At 71.0% G+C, this 21,696-nt stretch carries 2 pseudogenes; both read right to left on the reverse strand.

The features are described from left to right. Positions 1-46: 46 nt before the first annotated feature. Positions 47-15,949 (reverse strand): annotated as a pseudogene (locus ACJX2R_RS01140) (SDR family NAD(P)-dependent oxidoreductase); the annotation flags it as partial. Positions 15,950-15,991: 42 nt separating this feature from the next. Continuing rightward, positions 15,992-21,499, reverse strand: a pseudogene (locus ACJX2R_RS01145) (SDR family NAD(P)-dependent oxidoreductase); the annotation flags it as partial. Positions 21,500-21,696: the final 197 nt, after the last annotated feature.

Genomic DNA, 21,696 nt, shown 5'->3' on the forward strand with positions numbered 1-21,696 from the left:
CGACACTCGAAAGCAGGGCACTCCCGATCCCGGAACCATCACCCGCCAACAAGTCCATGAGGTGGTCGGTGAGCGACTCCGCGGTGGGGTGATCGAAGGCGAGTGTCGCGGGCAAGGAGAGGCCGGTCGCGGTCGCGAGCCGGTTGCGCAGTTCGACCGCCGTCACCGACTCGAAACCGAGGTCCTTGAACGCCCGGTCCGTTTCGACGGCGTCGGCGGACGGGTAGCCGAGCACCATCGCGACCTGCGTGCGCACCAGCATCAGCACCGCCGCCCGTTGCTCCTCCGCGGGCAGGCCGGCCAGCCGCGAGGCGAGCCCGGTGTCCTCGGCGGTGTGCCGGGCCACGGGCAGTGCGGGGGCCTGAGCGCTGGGGCGTGGTGCCTCGGCACTGTCCACCTCGGACAGGTCGACGGGACGCAGAGCGAGGGAGTCCACTGACATCACCGGCAACCCACCGGGGTCGGTCACCTGCACCGCGACCCGGTCGTCCTGCCGGTGGAGGCGGACCCGGGCGGAGATGGCGCCGATGGCGTGCACCCCGATACCGGTCCAGGCGAACGGCATCCTGCTCGCCGTATGCTCAGCGTCCGCCGTCATGAGCGCGCCCAGCGGCTGCAAGGCCGCGTCGATCAGCACCGGATGCACGAGGAACCGGCCACTTTCCGTGTCTTCCGGCAGGCCGATCTCAGCGAAGACCTCGTCGCCGCGCTGCCAGACCGACCGGACACCCCGGAACAGCGGCCCGTACTCGAATCCGGCGTCGGCCAGGCGTTCGTAGATGTCCTCCGCCTGGATCGCTTCGGCGTCGGCCGGTGGCCAGGCCTTCGCCCAGCCCCAGGAGCCCGGTGTGTCGGCGGGCGCGAGGAAGCCACCCGAGTGCTGGACCCAGCCACCGTCCCTGGCGCTGGAGTGGATGGCCACCGGTCGGCGGCCGGTTTCGTCCGGACCCTCGACCAGCACCTGGATGTCCCGGGTTTCGCCCGGTCGCAGCACGATCGGCGCCCGCATGGTCAGCTCGGCCACGCGCGGACACCCGGCCCGCTCACCGGCCCGCAGGGCCAGTTCCACCAGGGCCGCGCCGGGCACGAGCGCCACGCCGCGCACGACGTGGTCGGCGAGCCACGGGTGCAGATCCAGCGAGAGGCGGCCGGTGAGCAGCCAGCCGTCCACCGTCGGAAGCCGGGTCACCGTGCCCGCGGCCAGTACGTCGCTCACCGGGCCGGTCGTGTCCAGCCAGTACCTCTCGTGCTGGAACGCGTAGGTGGGCAGGTCGACGCGGGTACCGGTTCCCGACACCCGGCCCCAGTCCACCGCGGCGCCGGCGGTGAACGCCTCCGCGAGGGACGTCAGGAACCTCGTCGCGTCGTCGGTGTCCCGGCGCAGTGTGCCGACCACGTTCATGGGCGTACCCGCGGCGGTCTGCTCGATCGCGGCGGTCAGCACGGGATGCGGGGATGCCTCGACGAAGGCGCTGTTGCCCTCGGCGAGCGCGCTGCGGACTCCCTGCTCGAAGCGGACGGTCTCGCGAAGGTTTCGGTACCAGTAGTCCGCGTCGAGCCCCTCGGTGTCGAGCATGTCGCCGGTCACCGTGGAATAGAACGGGACTTCGCTCCGGCGGGGCCGGATGCCGGCCAGTTCCTCCCGCAACGGCTCGGCCACCATCTCCACCTGGGGCGAGTGTGAGGCGTAGTCCACGGCGATCCGCCGCGCCCGCACGCCCTCGGCCTCCCAGCTCGCGAGCAACCCGGTCAGCGCATCGTCGTCACCGGAGACCACCACCGAGTCCGGGCCGTTCACCGCCGCGACGTCCACCCGGCCGTCAAGTGCCTCCCGCACCATGTGCTCGGGCAGCGACACCGAGGCCATCGCGCCCTTGTCCGACAAGCACTCCGCCACCAGACGGCTGCGCACCGCAACGATCCGCGCCGCGTCCTCCAGCGACAGGGCCCCCGCGACGTAAGCGGCCGCCACCTCCCCCTGGGAGTGACCGAGTACCCCCGAGACCCGGACACCACTGGCCCGCCAGAGCCCGGCCAGCGACACCATCACCGCGAACAGCACCGGCTGCACCACATCCACGCGATCCAGAGCGGCAGCGCTCCGCAGCACATCCCGCACCGACCAGGACACGTGTGCCGACAACGCCTCATCACACGCCGCCAGCTCGGCGGCAAAAACCTCAGACGAATCCAGCAGACCGGCGGCCATCCCCGCCCACTGGGAGCCCTGACCGGGGAACACCAGCACCACACCGCGTTCCGCGGACACCGCGCCGGCCCTGCCACGGACGACACCCACCGACTCGTGTCCAGCCACCACCGAGGCCAGGCCGCCGAGCAGCGTATCCCGGTCGGGCCCCAGCACCACCGCGCGGTGCTCGAACACCGAACGCGACGCCAGCGAGTGAGCGACGTCCGCGGGCGGCAGCTCCAGGCGTGGCTTCAGGAAGCCCTCCAGCCGCGCGGCCTGCGCTTGCAGCCCCTCGGCCGACCGCGCCGACACCACCCACGGTACGACTCCCGCGACCAACGGCGCCCGCGTCTCCACTTCGGGCTCACCCTGCTCGGGCGCTTCGAGGACGACGTGGGCATTGGTGCCGCTGATCCCGAACGACGAGACACCCGCGCGCCGCACCCGGCCCGACTCCGGCCAGGCGGACGCCTCGGTCACCAGCCGCACCGCACCGGCCGACCAGTCGACCTCAGGCGACGGCTCGGCCACGTGCAAGGTCGGCGGCACCAGGCCGTGCCGCATCGCGAGCACCGTCTTGATCACCCCGGTCACCCCGGCCGCGGCCTGGGTGTGCCCGATGTTCGACTTCACCGAGCCCAGCAGCAGCGGGCGCTCCCGGTCCTGCCCATAGGTCGCCAGCAATGCCTGCGCCTCGATCGGGTCACCGAGTCGCGTACCGGTGCCGTGTGCCTCCACGACGTCGACGTCCGACGGTTTCAATTCCGCGTTCGCCAGAGCCTGGCGGATCACCCGTTGCTGGGACGGGCCGTTGGGCGCGGTGAGACCGTTCGAGGCGCCGTCCTGGTTGATGGCCGAACCACGCAGTACGGCCAGCACCCGGTGGCCCCGGCGGCGGGCGGCGGACAGGCGCTCCACGGCCACCACGGCAACGCCTTCGGCCAGACCGGTCCCGTCGGCCGCCCCGGCGAACGCCTTGCACCGGCCGTCCGGCGCGAGTCCGCGCTGGCGGGAGAAGTCCACCAGCGCGGCCGGGGTTGACATCACCGTCGCCCCGCCCGCCAGCGCCAGGTCGCATTCGCCCGACCGCAGCGCCTGGGCCGCCATGTGCAGGGCCACCAGTGAAGACGAGCATGCCGTGTCCACGGTGACCGCCGGGCCTTCGAGCCCCAGCGCGTAGGCCACCCGGCCGGAGACCACGCTGGCCGAGTTGGTGGCCAGGAACCCGCCGCCCTGTTCCTGGTTGTGCTGCACCATCGTGGCGTAGTCCTGGCTGCTCAGCCCGGTGAACACCCCCGTCGCACTGCCCTTGAGCGACAACGGGTCGATCCCGGCGCGTTCCAGCGCCTCCCAGGATGCCTCCAGCAGCAGCCGCTGCTGCGGGTCCATCGCGGCGGCCTCACGCGGGGAAATCCCGAAGAACCCCGCGTCGAACTCCCCGGCGTCATGGAGGAACCCGCCCTCACGCGTGGTGCACGTGCCGACCCGGTCGGATTCGGTGTGGAACAGGCCCTCGACATCCCAGCCACGGTCGACCGGCAGCACGGAGATCGCGTCCTCACCCGAGGACAACAGGTCCCAGAACTCCTCGGGGCTGGACACGCCACCCGGAAGGCGGCACGCCATACCGACGAGGACCACCGGGTCGGTGCCGGGCGCACTCTGCTCGACGGCCGTCACCGCCGGGGCCGCCGGCTCACCGGCGAACTGCGCACTGATGTGCTCGGCCAGCGCGGTCACCGTGGGGTAGTCGAAGACCGCGGTCGCGGGCAGCCGCAGCGTGGTGGCGGTGTTGAGCCGGTTGCGCAACTCGACCGCGGTCAGGGAGTCGAAGCCCAGGTCCTTGAACGCCCGGTCCGTGGCGATCTCCCCAGCCGAGTCGTGGCCGAGGGTCGTCGCCACATGCGTTCGGACCAGGTCCACCACCGCCCGCAGCCGTTCGGTGGCGTCCAGTCCCGCAAACCGCTTCGGCTTACCGGCGCGGGCCGCAAGCGCCCGCTTGGGGGCACGGCTTACGAGTTCGCGCAGCAGCGGGGGCGTCTCGCCGTTCGCCGGAGGGTGCACCCGGGCCGGGATCAGGGCCGGGCGCCCGCTCGCCAGCGCGGCGTCGAACAGCGCGAGACCTTCGCCGGTACTCAGCGGACGCAGCCCGACCCGGCTGATGCGGGCCAGATCCCGGCTCGCCAAGTGCCCGGTCATGGCGCTGCGGTCCTCCCACAGCCCCCAGGCGATGGACGTCCCGGGGAGGCCCTGGGCGTGGCGGCGCTGCATCAACGCGTCGAGGGCCGCGTTCGCCGCGGCATAGCCGCCCTGTCCCGGGCCGCCGAAGGTACCCGCGGCGGAGGAGAAGACCACAAAGGCGGCGAGGTCCATCTCACGGGTCAGCTCATCCAGAACCACAGCGGCATCGACCTTCGGACGGAACACCCTCGCAACCCGCTCCGGAGTCAGCGACTCCAGCACCCCGTCATCCAGCACACCCGCCGCATGAATCACACCACTCAACCGCTGCCCCGCCAGCACCCCCGCAGCAGCCTCACGATCAGCCATATCCGCCGCCACCACCCGCACCCGCGCACCCAACCCGACCAACTCATCCCTCAACCCCACCGCACCGGGAGCATCCAGACCCCGACGACTGACCAGCACCAGATCGGTCACGCCGTGCTCGGCCACCAAATGCCGGGCCACATGCCCACCCAACGTCCCGGTGCCGCCGGTGATCAGCACCGCACCGCCGGACAACGGGCGCGGGATGGTGAGCACGATCTTGCCGATGTGCCTGGCCTGAGACAAAAACCGAAACGCCTCACCAGCCTGCCGCACATCCCACACCGTCCTCGGCAACGGCCACAACACACCCCGCCCAAAAAGCTCCAACAACTCCCCCAACATCTCCCGAACCCGATCCGGACCCGCCTCACCCAACTCAAACGCCCGATACCAAACCCCATCCGGCTCCCGAACATCCGTCTTCCCCATCTCCACAAAACGCCCACCACGCCCCAGCAACCGCATCGACGCATCCACAAACTCACCCGACAACGAATTCAACACCACATCCACCTCAGGAAACACCGACCCGAAATCAAGCGTCCGCGACGAAGCAATCCGGGCCGGATCAACACCCATCCCGGCCACCACCGACTGCTTCGCCGGACTCGCCGTCGCAAACACCTCACAACCCCAATACCGCGCCAACTGCACCGCAGCCATCCCCACACCACCAGCAGCCGCATGCACCAACACCGACTCACCAGCACGCACACCCGCCACATCACGCAACGCATAAAACGCCGTCAAAAACACAATCGGCACCGACGCCGCCTCAGCAAAACTCCAACCCACCGGAATCCGCGCCACCGCCCGCGCATCAGCCACCGCCACCGGACCAAAAGCACCCGTGAAACCCCCGAAGACCCGATCACCCACCGCCAAACCCTCAACCCCCGGACCCAACTCACACACCACACCAGCACCCTCACCACCCAGCGGCCCAGGATCACCCGGATACATCCCCAGCACACTCAACGCATCCCGGAAATTCACCCCAGCCGCACGAACCTCAATCCGCACCTCACCACAAGCCAACTCCCGCACCGACTCCGGAGCAGACACCACCGCCAGATTCTCCACCGTCCCCCGACTCGTCACATCCACCCGCCACGACACACCCTCCGGCAACTCCAGACCACCACCCACCCGCACCAGCCGCGGCACCCGCACCTCACCCGCACGAACCGCCACCTCCGGCTCACCCACACCCAACACCGAAGGCAACGCACCCAACGACTCCGGACGACCATCCACATCCACCAACACAAACCGCCCCGGATGCTCACTCAACGCCGAACGCACCAAACCCCACACAGCGCCACCCGCGACATCAGTAACCGCATCACCCGCCACTGCCGCCACCGCGCCCCGCGTCACAACCACCAACCGTCCGTCGCCGGGATCGGCAATCCAGGACTGGAGCAGCGCCAGCACCCTCGTGGTCTCCTCCACCGGAGAACCACCCGGGGCCAGCCCCACCAGCGCGGTCTCGGCTCCGCCGAGGTCGTCGCGGGATTCGACCGGGACCCCCGCCGCCCGGAGCTCGTCCGCGAGTCCCAGTCCGTCACCGAGCACCACGCACTGTCCCGGAGCCGGCTCGCCGGAGACGGCGGGAATCCAGCGCACATCGAACAAACCGCCCCGAGCCGGGCCGGGGGCGAGCCTGGCGGGGTCCACCGGACGCAGCGCCAGCGACTCCACGGCCAGCACCTCGAGACCGGCACCGTCCGCGGCCGCCAAGGAGATCCGCCCATCGGTGTCCGTGCTGAGGCGGACTCGCAGCTCGACCGCGTCCGCCGCGTGCACGGTCACGCCGCTCCAGGAGAACGGCAGCCGCACTTGTGCCTCTTCGCTGTCCGAGGCGAGCAGGAACGGGTGCAGCGCGGCGTCAAGGAGTGCGGGGTGCACGATAAACCCTTCGCTCCCAGCCTCCTCCGGCAGCGCGATCTCGGCGAAGATCTCAGTGCCGCGACGCCAGAGTGCCCGTACCCCTCGGAAAGTCGGCCCGTACTCGTATCCGGCGTCGGCGGCCTGCTCGTAGAGGGTCGACGCGTCCACCGCCTCGGCGTCCGGCGGCCAGTTCGTCGCCCAGTCCATCGCCTGCCCGCCGTCGACAGCGGCGGACAGGATGCCGTCCGCGTGGCGGGTCCAGTCCTCGTTGCCGGGCGCCGCCGTGTAGACGGTGACCGCGCGGACTCCCTCGTCCGCCCCGGCCAGCACGACGCGCAGGTCGCGCTTCTCGCCTTCGCGCAGGACCAGTGGGCTGTGCAGGGTCAGCTCGGCCAGCCGCGCGCATCCCGCGCGCTCACCGGCTCGGAGCGCCAGTTCCACGAGCGCCGCGCCCGGTACCAGAACGGTTCCCCGAACGGCGTGCTCGGCCAGCCATGGCTGGGACTCCAGCGATACGTGGCCGGCGAACACCCATCCGCCGGTGCCGGGCTCCTCCACTGCCGTGCCGAGCATGTCCCTTGTCGAGGAGGCCGCTTCGAGCCAGTAGCGGTTGCGCTGGAACGCATAGGTGGGCAGCTCCACATGGGCACCCTGCCCGGCAATACGGCGCCAATCGACCGTGCAGCCGGCGGTGAAGGCCTCTGCCAGCGAGGTCAGGAATCGGGTGACGTCGTCCTCATCGCGGCGGAGTGTGCCGACGGCGGCGATGGGAACGCCCGCCGCTTCGGCGGTCTGCTCGACTCCCGCGAGCAGCACCGGATGGGGGGACACCTCGACGAAGGCCGTGTGCCCGTCTTCGAGCGCGCTGGTCACCGCCTGCTGGAAGAGAACTGTGTCGCGCAGGTTGCGGTACCAGTAATCGCCGTCGAGCCCCTCGGTGTCGAGCACTCCCCCGGTCACCGTGGAATAGAACGGAACCGTGCCCGCCCGCGGCCGGATGTCCGCCAGCGAAGCACGCAAACGCTCTTCCAAGACGCCCACCTGGTCCGAATGCGACGCGTAATCCACCGCAATCCGCCGCGCTCGCACCCCCTCCGCCTCCCAACGCACCAGCAACTCGGCCAGAACCTCGTCCTCCCCGGACACGATCACCGAACCCGGCCCATTCACCGCGGCAACACCCACCCCACCACCGAGCACCCCACGCACCACATCCTCGGAAAGCGAGACCGACACCATCCCACCACAGCCCGACAACGACTCCCCCACCAGACGACTGCGCACCACCACAACCCGCACCGCATCCTCCAACGACAACGCCCCCGCCACATAAGCAGCCGCCACCTCACCCTGCGAATGACCCACCACCCCCGCAACCCGCACACCACACGCCCGCCACAAAGCCGCCAACGACACCATCACCGCAAACAACACCGGCTGAAGAACCTCAACCCGATCCAGCCCCCACCCACCCCGCAACACATCCCGCACCGACCACGACACATACGCCGACAACACCACATCACACGCCGCCAACTCGGCAGCAAAAACCTCACACGAATCCAACAACCCAGCAGCCATACCCACCCACTGCGAACCCTGACCCGGGAACACCAGGAGGGCACCACGGTCGGCGGCCGCTATCCCCGTCGCGACACCGGGCGCGGGAGCCGCGGCCGCCACCGAGTCCAAGCCCCGCAGCAAGGGCTCGCGTTCCCGGCCGAGCACCACCGCGCGGTGCTCGAACGCCGAACGCGACGCCAGCGAAAACCCGATATCGGCGGGCGAGAAGTCCGCACGGGATGCCAGGAACTCGCGCAACCTCGCGGCCTGTGCCCGCAACCCCTCGGCCGACCGCGCCGACACCACCCACGGAACCGTCCCGGTCACCAGCCTCCCCGGCCTCGGTTCGGCCGGGGCCTCCGCCGGCGGCGCTTCGAGGATCAGGTGGGCGTTCGTCCCGCTGATGCCGAACGCGGAGATCCCCGCCCGCCGGGGACGCCCGAACTCCGGCCACGCGGCCGCCCCGGTCGCCAGTTCCACCGCGCCCGCCGACCAGTCCACCTCCGGCGCCGGCGCGTCGACGTGCAGGGTCGGCGGCACCACACCGTGCCGCATCGCCAGCACCATCTTGATCACACCGGCCACCCCGGCCGCGGCCTGCGTGTGCCCGATGTTCGACTTCACCGAGCCCAGCAGCAGCGGGCGCTCCCGGCCCTGCCCATAGGTCGCCAGCAGGGCCTCGGCTTCGATCGGGTCGCCGAGCCGGGTGCCCGTGCCATGCGCTTCGACAACATCCACATCGGAGACCGACAACCCGGCGTTCGCCAGCGCCCGCCGGATGACCCGTTGCTGCGACGGCCCGTTCGGCGCGGTCAGACCGTTGGACGCGCCGTCCTGGTTCACCGCCGAACCCCGCACCACGGCCAGGACCCGATGGCCGTTGCGCCGAGCGTCCGACAGCCGCTCCGCCACCACGACACCGACGCCCTCACCCCAGCCGGTGCCGTCCGCGGCCGCGGCGAAGGCCTTGCAGCGGCCGTCCGCGGCCAGCCCGCGCTGCCGCGAGAACTCGACGAATCCCATCGGCGTCGACATCACCGTCACCCCGCCGGCCACGGCGAGGTCGCACTCGCCCGAGCGCAGCGCCTGTGCCGCCAGGTGCAGGGCCACCAGCGACGACGAGCACGCGGTGTCCACCGTGACCGCGGGCCCTTCGAAGCCGAGTGTGTAGGCGACCCGGCCGGACACCACGCTGCCCGAGTTGGTGGCCAGGTACCCGTCGCTGCGCTGCGGGTTGCGCATCAGTACGGTCGAGTAGTCCTGGCTGCTCAGCCCGGCGAACACCCCGGTCGTGCTGCCGCGAAGGGACAGCGGGTCGATCCCGGATCGTTCCAGCGCCTCCCAGGACGCTTCGAGCAGGAGCCGCTGCTGCGGGTCCATGGTGGTGGCCTCGCGGGGCGAGACCCCGAAGAACTCGGCATCGAACTCGGTGGCGCGCTCGACGAATCCGCCCTCTCGGACGTAGGACTTCCCGACACTGTCGGGATCGGGATCGAACAGCCCCTCCAGGTCCCACCCGCGATCCGCGGGGAAGCCGGACATCGCGTCACCGCCGTAGGACAGCAGATCCCAGAACCCGTCCGGGTCGGACACTCCGCCGGGGAACCGGCACGCCATCCCGACGAGGACCACCGGATCGTCGTCGAGCCCGCGAGCGGCCATGACCGGGGTGACCTCGCCGGTCCTGCCCATCAGGCGGCCGACCAGGTACTCGGCGAGAAGCGCGGCCGACGGGTAGTCGAAGACCACGGCCGCGGGCAGCTTGAGGCCGGCCGCGTCGGCCAGGCGGTTGCGCAACTCGACCGCGGTGAGCGAGTCGAAACCCAGCTCCTTGAAGGCGCGGTCGGGCGGGAGCTCCTGCCCGGAGCCGTGCCCGAGCACGGTCGCGGCGTGCTCACGTACCACCTCGACGACCGTCCGCACCTGGTCGGCACGGGATAGTCCGGCCAGCCTCGCGGACAGGCCGCCGGTCTCGGCGCGCGTGGTGCTCGCCCGCTTGCGCGCGGGCCGGACCAAGCCGCGCAGCAGCGGCGGTGTGTCACCGGTGGACGAGGTCTGCACCCTGGCCGGGACCAGGAACGGCTTCCCGCTCGCCTGGGCGGCGTCGAACAGGGCGAGGCCTTCGTCCGTGCTCATCGGGCGCAGCCCGGTGCCGGTGATCCGGGATAGATCCTGACCGGCGAGGTGCCCGGTCATCGCGCTGCGGTCTTCCCACAGCCCCCAGGCCAGCGAAAGACCCGGCAGGCCCTCGGCCTTCCGGCGCTGCATCAGTGCGTCGAGGAAGGCGTTCGCGGCCGCGTAGTTTCCCTGTCCCGGGCCGCCGAAGGTGCCCGCGGCGGAGGAGAACGCCACGAAGGCGGCGAGGTCCATCTCACGGGTCAGCTCATCCAGAACCACAGCGGCATCGACCTTCGGACGGAACACCCTCGCAACCCGCTCCGCAGTCAGCGACTCCAGCACCCCGTCATCCAGCACACCCGCCGCATGAATCACACCACTCAACCGCTGCCCCGCCAGCACCCCCGCAGCAGCCTCACGATCAGCCATATCCGCCGCCACCACCCGCACCCGCGCACCCAACCCGACCAACTCATCCCTCAACCCCACCGCACCGGGAGCATCCAGACCCCGACGACTGACCAGCACCAGATCCCTCACACCATGCTCGGCCACCAAATGCCGCGCCACATGCCCACCCAACGTCCCGGTGCCGCCGGTGATCAGCACCGCACCGCCGGACAACGGGCGCGGGATGGTGAGCACGATCTTGCCGATGTGCCTGGCCTGCGCCAGAAACCGCAGCGCCGCACCGGCCTGGCGCACGTCCCACACGGTTGTCGGCAGCGGTCGCAGCACGCCCCGCTCGAAGAGGTCCAGAAGCTCCCGCAGCATCTCCTGGATCCGGTCCGGACCCGCCTCACCCACGTCAAAGGCCCGGTACCAGACCGCATCCGGCTGCCGGATGTCGGTCTTGCCCATCTCGAGAAAGCGCCCATCGGGCCCCAGCAACCGCATCGACGCGTCCACGAACTCACCCGACAGCGAGTTCAGCACCACATCCACCTCGGGGAACACCGACTCGAAGTCGAGGGTCCGCGACGAGGCGATCCGGGCCGGATCGACACCCATCCCGGCCACGATCCGCTGCTTGGCCGGTCCGGCCGTCGCATACACCTCACAGCCCCAATACCGCGCCAACTGCACCGCAGCCATCCCCACACCACCGGCGGCGGCATGCACCAACACCGACTCACCGGCACGTACACCCGCCAGATCACGCAGGCCGAAGTACGCGGTCAGGAAGACCACGGAAACCGAGGCCGCCTGGACGAAGGACCATCCCACCGGCATCGGTGCCACCAACCGCGCGTCGGTGACGGCGACGGAACCGAATGCTCCGGTGAACACGCCGAAAACCCGGTCTCCGACGGCGAAATCCACTACTCCGGGGCCGACCTCGGTGATGACACCGGCGCCCTCACTGCCCATCACCTCTTCACCGGGGACGACTCCGAGGCCGACGATCGCGTCCCGGAAGTTCACCCCGGCGGCACGGACCTCGATCCGCACCTCACCCGTGGCCGGCGGCCGCGCCGACTCCGGAGCGGGTACCACCGCAAGGTTCTCCAGGGTGCCGCTGCTGGTGACGTCCACCCGCCACGGCACGCCCTCCGGCAACCGCAGGCCACCACTCGAGCGCGCGAGCCGCGGCACCCGCACCTCACCCGCGCGGACCGCGACCTCGGGCTCGCCCAAGGCAACCGCGGCGCGCAACGCCTCGGCCGACTCCGGATGATCATCCAGGTCCACCAGGGTGAACCGGCCCGGATGTTCGCCTGTCGCCGAACGCACCAGACCCCATACGGCGCCACCGGCGACATCCCGCACGGCCTCGCCCGCGCCCGCGCTGACCGCGCCCCGGGTCACGAGCACCAACCGCGTGTCCTCCAGGCGTGCGTCACCGGTCCAAGCCCGCACCAGTTCCAGCACGCGAACGGTCTCGGCACGGACGGACTCCGCCCCGGTCTCCCCGCCGGAGACCGAGGTCACCACCACATCCGCGGCCACCGCGCGGTCCACCGTCTCCGCCGTCAGCCTGTCGATGGTGAGCCAGCGGCCGGTGCCGGAGGAACCGGATGTCTCGGCGGCAACCCATTCGACCTCGAACAGGCTGTCCGAAGCGGACACCGCGGCCGAGCGGCGCAGCTGCGCCGGATCAACCGGCCTGGCCAGCAGCGAGCCGACGGTGGCGACCAACGCGCCCTCCGGGTCGGCGGCGACCAGCGACAGCCGGTCGTCCCCGGCCCGGGTGAGCCTGACCCGCAAGGTGGTGGCGCCCACCGCGTGCACGGCCACATCGCTCCAGGAGAACGGCAGGCGCACGGCGTCCCGGCCGGTGAGGGAGTCCAGCAGGAAGGGGTGGAGGGCGGCGTCGAGCAACGCCGGGTGCATCAGGTGATCGTCGTGATCGCCCTCCTCCAACTCGACCTCGGCGAAAATCTCTTCACCCCGGCGCCAGACCGCCCGCACCCCCTGGAACACCGGCCCGTACTCATACCCCGCCTCGGCAAACCGCTCATACACACCACCCACACCCACCACATCCGCACCCGACGGCGGCCACACAACCGCCCAATCACACACAGCCGACTCCACAACCCCCTCCGCCAGCACCCCCTCAGCATGACAAGTCCACTCCCGCGAACCGGAATCCCCCACCGCACCCGAACCCACAGACGAATGCACCACAACCGAGCGACGCCCCGCCCCATCCCGGCCACCAACCTCCACCCGCACATCCAAAAACTCACCATCACGCACCACCACCGGCGCCCGCAACGTCAACTCATCCAACCTGCCACACCCCACACGCACCCCCGCCCGCAACACCCACTCCACCAACGCAGCACCCGGAACCAACACCACACCCAACACCACATGATCAGCCAGCCACGGCTGCAACCCCAACGACAACCGACCACCGAACAACCAACCACCCCAACCAGGCAACTCCTCCCCCAAACCCAACACATCCCCCGACCCACCCCCAGACGACAACCAAAAACGCCTGCGCTGAAACGCATACGTCGGCAAATCCACCCCGCAACCAGACCCCACCACACGACTCCACCCAACCCCGCCCCCCGCCACAAAAACCTCACCCAACGCCGCCAAAAACCGCGTCACATCATCGTGCCCCCGACGCAACGTCCCCACCACCACACCATCAACCCCCGCAGCCTCCACCGCCTCCTCAATCCCGGGAACGAGCACCGGATGCGGCGACACCTCGACGAAGGCCCGCGCGCCGAGCGCCTGGATGGTCTGGTGGAACCGGACGGGCTGCCGGAGGTTGCGGTACCAGTACTCCGCATCCAGCTCTTCGGTGGCGAGCACGCCCCCGGTCACCGTCGAATAGAACGGAACCGAACCCCGCCGCGGGGCGATACCGGCGAGCGACTCCCGGAGCCGGCCCGCGAGCGCATCCACCTGGGCCGAGTGCGAGGCGTAGTCCACCGCGACCCGCCGTGCCCGCACACCGCCGGCCTCCCACTCGGCGAGCAGCTGGTCCAGTGCCACGTCCTCACCGGAGACCACGGTCGCCTCCGGCCCGTTCACCGCGGCGATGTCCACCCCCGTCCTGGCCCCGATCGACTCCCGTACCGCCTGCTCCGGCAGGGAGACCGCCACCATCCCGCCACGGCCGGACAGAGACTCCGCCACCAGGCGGCTGCGCACCGCCACCACCCGCGCGGCGTCCGCCATGGTGAGCCCACCGGCGACATACGCGGCCGCGATCTCGCCCTGGGAATGCCCGGCCACCGCGGCGATCCGCACCCCGCTCGCCCGCCACAGAGCCGCCAGCGAGACCAGCACCGCGAACAGCACCGGCTGCACCACGTCCACCCGGTCCAGATCGGCAGCGCTCCGCAGCAGGTCCCGCACCGACCATGGCAGATACGCGGACAACGCCTCATCACACGCCGCCATCTCGGCGGCGAAGGTCTCCGAAGAGTCCAGCAGACCGGCGGCCATTCCGGCCCACTGCGAGCCCTGCCCCGGGAACACCAGCACAACGCCGTCGCGGGCCGGTCCACGAGCCTCCACCGGGGAAACCGCGTCGAGCCCCTGCATCAAGGTGTCGCGGTCGGGGCCGAGCACCACCGCACGATGTTCGAACACCGAGCGCGACGCCAGTGAATGCGCGACGTCAACGGGCGACAGTTCCGGATTCGCCGCCAGATGGTCCCTCAACCGGGCGGCCTGCGCCCGCACCGCATCCGCGGACCTCGCCGACAGCACCCACGGCACGACACCCGACACCAGCGGCGCGACGGTGTCCACCGTGTCCGTCGCGGGACCGGCTTCGGTGCCCGCCTCCAGCACGACGTGCGCGTTCGTGCCGCTGATGCCGAATGAGGATACGGCGGACCGCCGGGGCCGCCCCGTCTCCGGCCACGCGGCCGGTTCCGTCGCCAACCGCACCGAACCGGCCGACCAGTCGACGTGCGGGCTGGGCTCGTCGACGTGCAGCGTCCGCGGCACCACGCCATGCCGCATCGCCAGCACCATCTTGATCACACCGGCCACCCCGGCCGCGGCCTGGGTGTGCCCGATGTTCGACTTCAGCGAACCCAGGAGCAGCGGGTGCTCCCGATCCTGCCCATAGGTTGCGAGCAACGCCTGTGCCTCAATGGGATCGCCCAGCCGCGTGCCCGTGCCGTGGGCGTCCACGACGTCCACATCGGCCGTGGTCAGCCGCGCGTTTGCCAGCGCCTGCCGGATCACCCGCTCCTGAGCGAGGTTGTTCGGTGCGGTCAGCCCGTTGGAGGCGCCGTCCTGGTTGACCGCGGTGCCCCGTACCACGGCCAGCACCCGGTGCCCCTGCCGCACCGCGTCGGAGAGCCGTTCCACCAGCAGAAGCCCGACTCCCTCGCTCCAGTTCGTGCCGTCGGCGGCGGCCGCGAAGGACTTGCACCGGCCGTCCGGAGCGAGCCCGCGCTGCCGGGAGAACTCCACGAAGGTCGACGGCGAGGCCATCACCGACACGCCACCGGCCAGCGCCAGGTCGCACTCCCCGGACCGCAGTGACCCCACGGCCTGATGCAACGCCACGAGCGAAGACGAGCAGGCGGTGTCGACCGTCACCGCCGGGCCTTCGAGCCCCAGTGTGTAGGCCAGCCGGCCGGAGGCCACGCTTCCCGCGTTGCCGCTGGTGAGAAAGCCCTCCAGCTCTTCGGGCCGCTCGACGAGCTGGTTCGCGTAGTCGTAGTACATGATCCCGGCGAACACCCCGGTCGCGCTGGAGCGCAGCGACCGCGGATCGATGCCGGCCCGCTCCAGCGTCTCCCAGGCGACCTCCAGCAGCAGCCGCTGCTGCGGGTCCATCGCAGTCGCCTCACGCGGCGAGATGCCGAAGAACTCCGCGTCGAAATCTCCCGCGTCGTAGAGGAAACCGCCTTCGCGGACGTAGGACTTGCCCACGCGGTCCGGGTCGGGATCGAACAGCTCGTCGAGGTTCCAGCCGCGGTCGGTGGGGAAGCCGGTGATGGCGTCGCCACCGGAAGCCACCAGGTCCCACAGGTCCTGGGGCGAGGCGACGCCGCCGGGCAGGCGGCAGCCCATGCCGACGATCGCCACCGGCTCGGTGGCAGCATCCACGCGTTCCTGGTGCTGTTTGCGCAGGCGCTCGTTCTCCTTGAGAGACGCACGCAACGCTTCGACCAGCCGGCCGTCCGCTTCTGACACTACTTCCCCCAGATTGCGACGTAGCAGATGCAGCAGGTTCTGTCAGCTGTTCAGTGCCTTCCGGATGAGTTCTTCGGCGCTCATCTCGTCCAGCGACCCGGCCTCGGCCGCCGGGCCGGAATCCTCGGCCACGGGGCAGGTCTCCTCGCCCGCGAGGGCGAGCAGGGTGTCCAGCAGCCCGGCCGCACGCAACCGGGCCACCGGTATGGACGCGAGCAGCCCGGCGAGTTCACGGTCCGTGCCGGGCTCGTCGTCCCGCAGGCCCAGCCCTTCCGCCAGATGGCCGGCGAGCAGCAGCGGCGAGGGATAGCTGAACACCACCGGCACCGCCAGCCGGAGCCCGGTGGCCTCGGCCAGGCCGTTGCGCAGCTCCACGGCCTTCAAGGAGTCGAAGCCCAGCTCCTTGAAATCCCGTTCCCTGTCGATGAGATCCGGTCCGGAGTAGCCCAGCGTGGTGGCGGCCTGTTCCCGGACGAGGTCCACGAGCGCGGTCTCACGATCGGCCTCAGCCATCCCGGCCAGTCGCGCGGCCAGTCCGGGGCCGCTCTCCCGGTGCGCCGCGGCCCGGCGCGGGGTGGACCCGCCCGCGTACAAGGACTTCAGGTTCAGGCGCGCGGGCGCGACCAGTGCGCGGCCGGCGCCTTGGGCCAGGTCCAGCAGCCGCAGGCCATCCTCGGTGGACAGTGGCGTCACCCCGGACTTGGACAGGCGGGCGACATCGCCCTCGCCGAGGTGCCGGGTCAACCCGCCGCGCCGCTCCCAGAACCCCCAGGCGAGGGAGGTGGCGGCCAGCCCCCGGGCCCGCCGGTGGCCAGCCAGCGCGTCGAGGAACGCGTTCGCCGCCGCGTAGTTGCCCTGACCCGCGGTGCCCAGGAGACCGGCCAGCGAGGAGAACAGCACGAAGGCGGACAGGTCCTGTCCCGCGGTCAGCTCGTGCAGGTTGACCGCGGCGTCCACCTTGGGTCGCAGCACGGTGGCGAGCCGCTCCGGGGTCAGTGCGTCGAGCGTTCCGTCGTCGAGCACCCCCGCCGCGTGGACGACGCCGGTCAGCGGATGCTCCGGCGGGATCTCGTCCAGCACCTTGGCGAGCGCGGCGCGGTCCGCCGCGTCACAGGCCACGACCCGGACCGACTCGACGCCCGCCGCGGCGAGGTCCTCGTACAGCCCCGGTGCCTCACCCCGCCTGCTGAGAAGGACCAGCCGGGACACGCCGTGCCTGGTGACGAGGTGTCGGGCCACCTCGGCGCCCAGTGCTCCGGTGCCGCCGGTGATGAGCACGGTGCCCCGCTCCGGCCACGCCGGACTCGCTGGTTCCGTGGTGAACATCCGGTTCAGGCGGGGCGTCAGCGCGGTGCCACGGCGGAGGGCCAGTTGCGGCTCGTCCGCCGGGAGCACGGCGGGCAGCGCCCGGACGGACAGCTCGTCGCTGTCGAGGTCCGCCAGCAGGAAACGGCCCGGATGCTCGGATTGCGCGGTGCGGACCAGGCCCCACACCGCGGCGTGGGCCGGATTGGCGACCCGGTCCCCGGTGTCCGCGGCCACCGCACCCCGGGTCAGGATCACCAGCCGGGACGCGGCGAATCGCTCGTCCCCGATCCACTGCTGGACCACGCCCAGTACGCGCTCGGCCGCCTCGTGCGCGGCTCCGGCATCGAGCAGGTCCGGCGGCTCCAGGCACATGACCACCAGCTCGGGCGGTACGGACACCTCGGACAGCGCGGACCAGGCATCGAGCCGGGCCCCCGCGCGGGTTACCGCGGATGCCACGCCGAACGGGTCGGCGCCCAGCAGCCCCCAGTGCGCCGGGACCTCGCCGGGCCGCACACCGTCGGTCCAGTCGACGCCGTACAGGTTCCCGTCGTCGGGCCGCATCAGCCGCGTGGTGTCCACCGGCCTCGCCACGAGCGACTCGATGGACAGAATCGGCTGCCCGCCGGGGTCGGCGGCTTCGACGGACACCGCGCCGTCCGAACCGGGCGCGAGGCGGACCCGTAACGTCGAGGCGCCCACCGCGTGCAGTGAGACGCCGGTCCAGGCGAAGGGAAGCCGGACGGTGTCGCCGCCGAATCCGGTCATGCCCCAGGCGTGCAGGGCGGCGTCGAGCAGCGCGGGGTGGATGCCGAACTCGTTCTCCCCCTGGACGGGCAGGCTCACTTCGGCGAAGGTCTCCTCCCCTCGGCGCCAGGCCGCTCGCAGTCCCTGGAACGCCGGACCGTACTCGTACCCGGCGTCCTCGAACCGCTCGTACACATCGCCGATATCGAGGGCGTCCGCTCCGGGCGGTGGCCACGGAACGGCCCAGCCGGTCGTTCCGGCCGAGGTGGTGTCGCTGAGGGTGCCCACGGCGTGTTCAGTCCAGGACGGCTCGTCCGTGGCGGGGCTCGAATAGACGGAGACCTGCCGTCGGCTGCCCGATCCGGTGACGGCCACCCGCAGATCCAGCGGCTCGCCCATGTGCAGCACCATCGGCGCCTGTAGGGTCAGTTCGTCCACACGGGGGCAGCCCGCCCGCGCCCCTGCGCGCAGGGCCAGCTCAGCCAGCGCCGCCCCCGGCGCGAGGATCGTGCCGCGCACCGCGTGATCGGCGAGCCAGGGCCGCGCGCTCGGACAGACCCGGCCGCTGAATACCCAGTCACCCGTCCGGGGCGACTGCACTCCGTCGTCCAGCATCGCCACCGCGGGGCCGGAGTCCAGCCAGTACCGGGTGCGCTGGAAGGCGTAGGTCGGCAGCTCGACGACGTTCGCCGAGCGGAAGGCAAGGCTCCAGTCCACCCGCTGCCCGCGCACATGCGCGGCCGCGAGCGCCCGTAGAAACGTTCCCGCGTCATCCTCGTCGCGCCGCAACGAGCCGAGAACCGTCGCCTCGACTCCGGCCTCTTGCAGCGTGGACTCGATCGGAACGGTGAGCACGGGATGCGGACCGACCTCGACGAAGGCCCGTGTGCCCTGGGTCGCGAGGCCGCGCACAGTGTCGTGGAACCTCACGGGCTCACGGAGGTTGCGCACCCAGTAGTCCGCGTCCAGGCCCCCGGTGTCGAGCAGGCCGCCGGTCACCGTGGAATAAAAGGGAATCGAGCCGCGCCGCGGCCGGATGCCTGCGAGGGCGTCCCGCAGCCGATCCGCCAGGACGTCCACCTGCGCCGAGTGCGAGGCGTAGTCGACCGGGATCCGCCTGGCCCGCACACCGGCACTCTCCCAGCCCGCCAGCAATGCGGTCAGCGCGTCGTCGGCACCGGACACCACGACCGAGTCCGGACCGTTCACCGCGGCGACCTCAGCACGGCCGTCCCACCCGGCAAGGCTTTCCACGACTTCCCGCTCGGGCAAGGAAACCGACACCATCCCGCCACGGCCGGACAGAGACTCCGCCACCAGGCGGCTGCGCACCGCCACCACCCGCGCGGCGTCCTCCAGCGACAACGCGCCCGCCACGTACGCTGCCGCGACCTCGCCCTGGGAGTGGCCCAGCACGCCGGTGACCCGGATCCCGTACTCCCGCCACAGCGCGGCCAGCGACACCATCACCGCGAACAGCACCGGCTGCACCACGTCCACCCGGTCCAGCCCCGGCGCGCCCCGCAACACATCCCGCACCGACCAGGACAGATACGCCGAAAACGCCTCGTCACAAGCCGCCAGCTCGTGTGCGAAAACCTCGGAGGTGTCCAGGAGCCCCGCGGCCATCCCGGCCCACTGCGAGCCCTGGCCGGGGAACACCAGAACCACGCCGCCACGCCCCCGCGCGCTGACACCCGTGACCACGCCGGGATCGGGCAGCCCCGCCGCAACCGAACCCAGCCCGCTCAGCAGGGCGCCGCGATCGGAGCCCAGCACCACCGCGCGATACTCGAACGCGGACCTGGTAGAAGCCAGGGAAAGGCCCACATCAGCAGGCGCGAGCTCCGGCCGCGCTGCGAGGAACTCGACCAGCTTGGCGGCCTGGCCGCGCAGCCCCTCGGCGGACCGCGCGGACACCACCCACGGCAGGAGGCCCTCGGACGGTACCGGCGGAGCCAGCGGTTCCTCCGCGGGCGCCTGTTCGAGTACGACGTGGACATTCGTGCCACTCGCCCCGAAGCCGGACACTCCGGCTCGTCGCGGACGACCCGTTTCCGGCCACTGCGTCGCCTCGCTGAGCACCCGCGCCGCCCCTGCCGACCAGTTCACCAGCGGCGTCGGCTCGTCCACGTGCAGGGTCCTCGGCGCCAGGCCGTGCCGCATCGCCAGCACCATCTTGATGACGCCGGCCACCCCCGCGGCGGCCTGCGTGTGCCCGATGTTGGACTTCAGCGAGCCCAGTAGCACCGGCTGGTCCCGCTCCTGCCCGTACGTAGCGAGCAGGGCCTGCGCCTCGATCGGATCGCCCAGCCGTGTCCCGGTCCCGTGCGCCTCCACCACGTCCACGTCCGAACCCGGCAAACGCGCGTTCGCCAGCGCCTGCCTGATGACCCTCTGCTGGGCCGGTCCGTTCGGCGCGGTCAGGCCGTTCGAAGCGCCGTCCTGGTTGATGGCCGAACCGCGGACCAGTGCCAGCACCCGTTGCCCCCGGCGGCGGGCGTCGGAAAGCCGTTCCAGCAGGACGAATCCCGCGCCCTCGCTCCAGCCGGTTCCGTTGGCGCCCGCGGCGAATGCCTTGCACCGGCCGTCCTCGGCGGTCGCGCGCATTTCGCTGAACGCGACCGGCAACGACGGGCCGCACATCACGGCAACCCCGCCGGCCAAGGCCAGATCGCACTCACCGGAACGCAACGACCGCGCAGCCCAGTGCAACGCCACCAGCGAGGCCGAGCAGGCGGTATCCACCGTCACCGTCGGCCCTTCCAGCCCCATGGTGTAGGCCACCCGGCCGGAGGCCACGCTGTTCACGGTGCCGAGGAAGAGGGGACCCGCACCGCCTTCGGGCGCGTTCATGACGCTCGGCCCGTAGTCCTGTGTGGAGACACCGGCGAAGACCCCGGTCCGGCTGCCCCGCAGCGAATGGGGATCGATGGCCGCTCGTTCCACCGCCTCCCAAGCGGTTTCGAGCAACAACCGCTGCTGCGGGTCCATCAGGAGGGCTTCCCGGGGGCTGATGCCGAAGAAGCCGGGGTCGAAGTCCGCGCAGCCGTCGACGAAACCACCCGCACCGGAATAAGAAGTGCCCTCCAGATCCCAGCCGCGGTCGAGGGGTGGCCCCGAGATCGCGTCGACCTCGTCGACCACCAGCCGCCAGAGGTCGTCGGGGGATGCCACGCCGCCGGGCAGCCTACAGGACATGCCGACGATCGCCACCGGGTCGTCCGCATCAACCGCGGCCTCAAGCGCCCCGTCGCCCACCTCGCCGGAACCGGCAAGCCGAAGACGCAAAAACCTGGCTACTTCAAGTGGCGTCGGATAGTCGAAGATCAGCGTCTCGGGCAACGAGAGTCCGGTACGCTCCGACAGTCGCGCGACGAATTCCGCGGAGCCGCGCCCGCGCAGACCGAAGTGCTGAAAGGTTTGATCTTCGCTCACCGCGGCCGGAGTGGCGTATCCCAACACTCCTGCCAGCTCGGCGCAAACAAGGTCCAGTTCCCAGGGGCAAGCGCCCCCGCCATCATTCCCCCGCACGGACGTGCATCCCCCATCGGACAAGCGCCTTGGGTGGTCAAAGCCTCCCGCGGAAGCCTTGCGCTGAAGGACCACCACATCAAAAAATCGGTACAGCTCCCGCCAGGCTAGCCGCCACACCCGTAACGCTCAACCGGTTCAGTCGAGACGAAGCTCAC

This window comes from Streptomyces sp. Inha503, from assembly GCF_047215865.1.
Taxonomy (GTDB): domain Bacteria; phylum Actinomycetota; class Actinomycetes; order Streptomycetales; family Streptomycetaceae; genus Streptomyces; species Streptomyces lycopersici.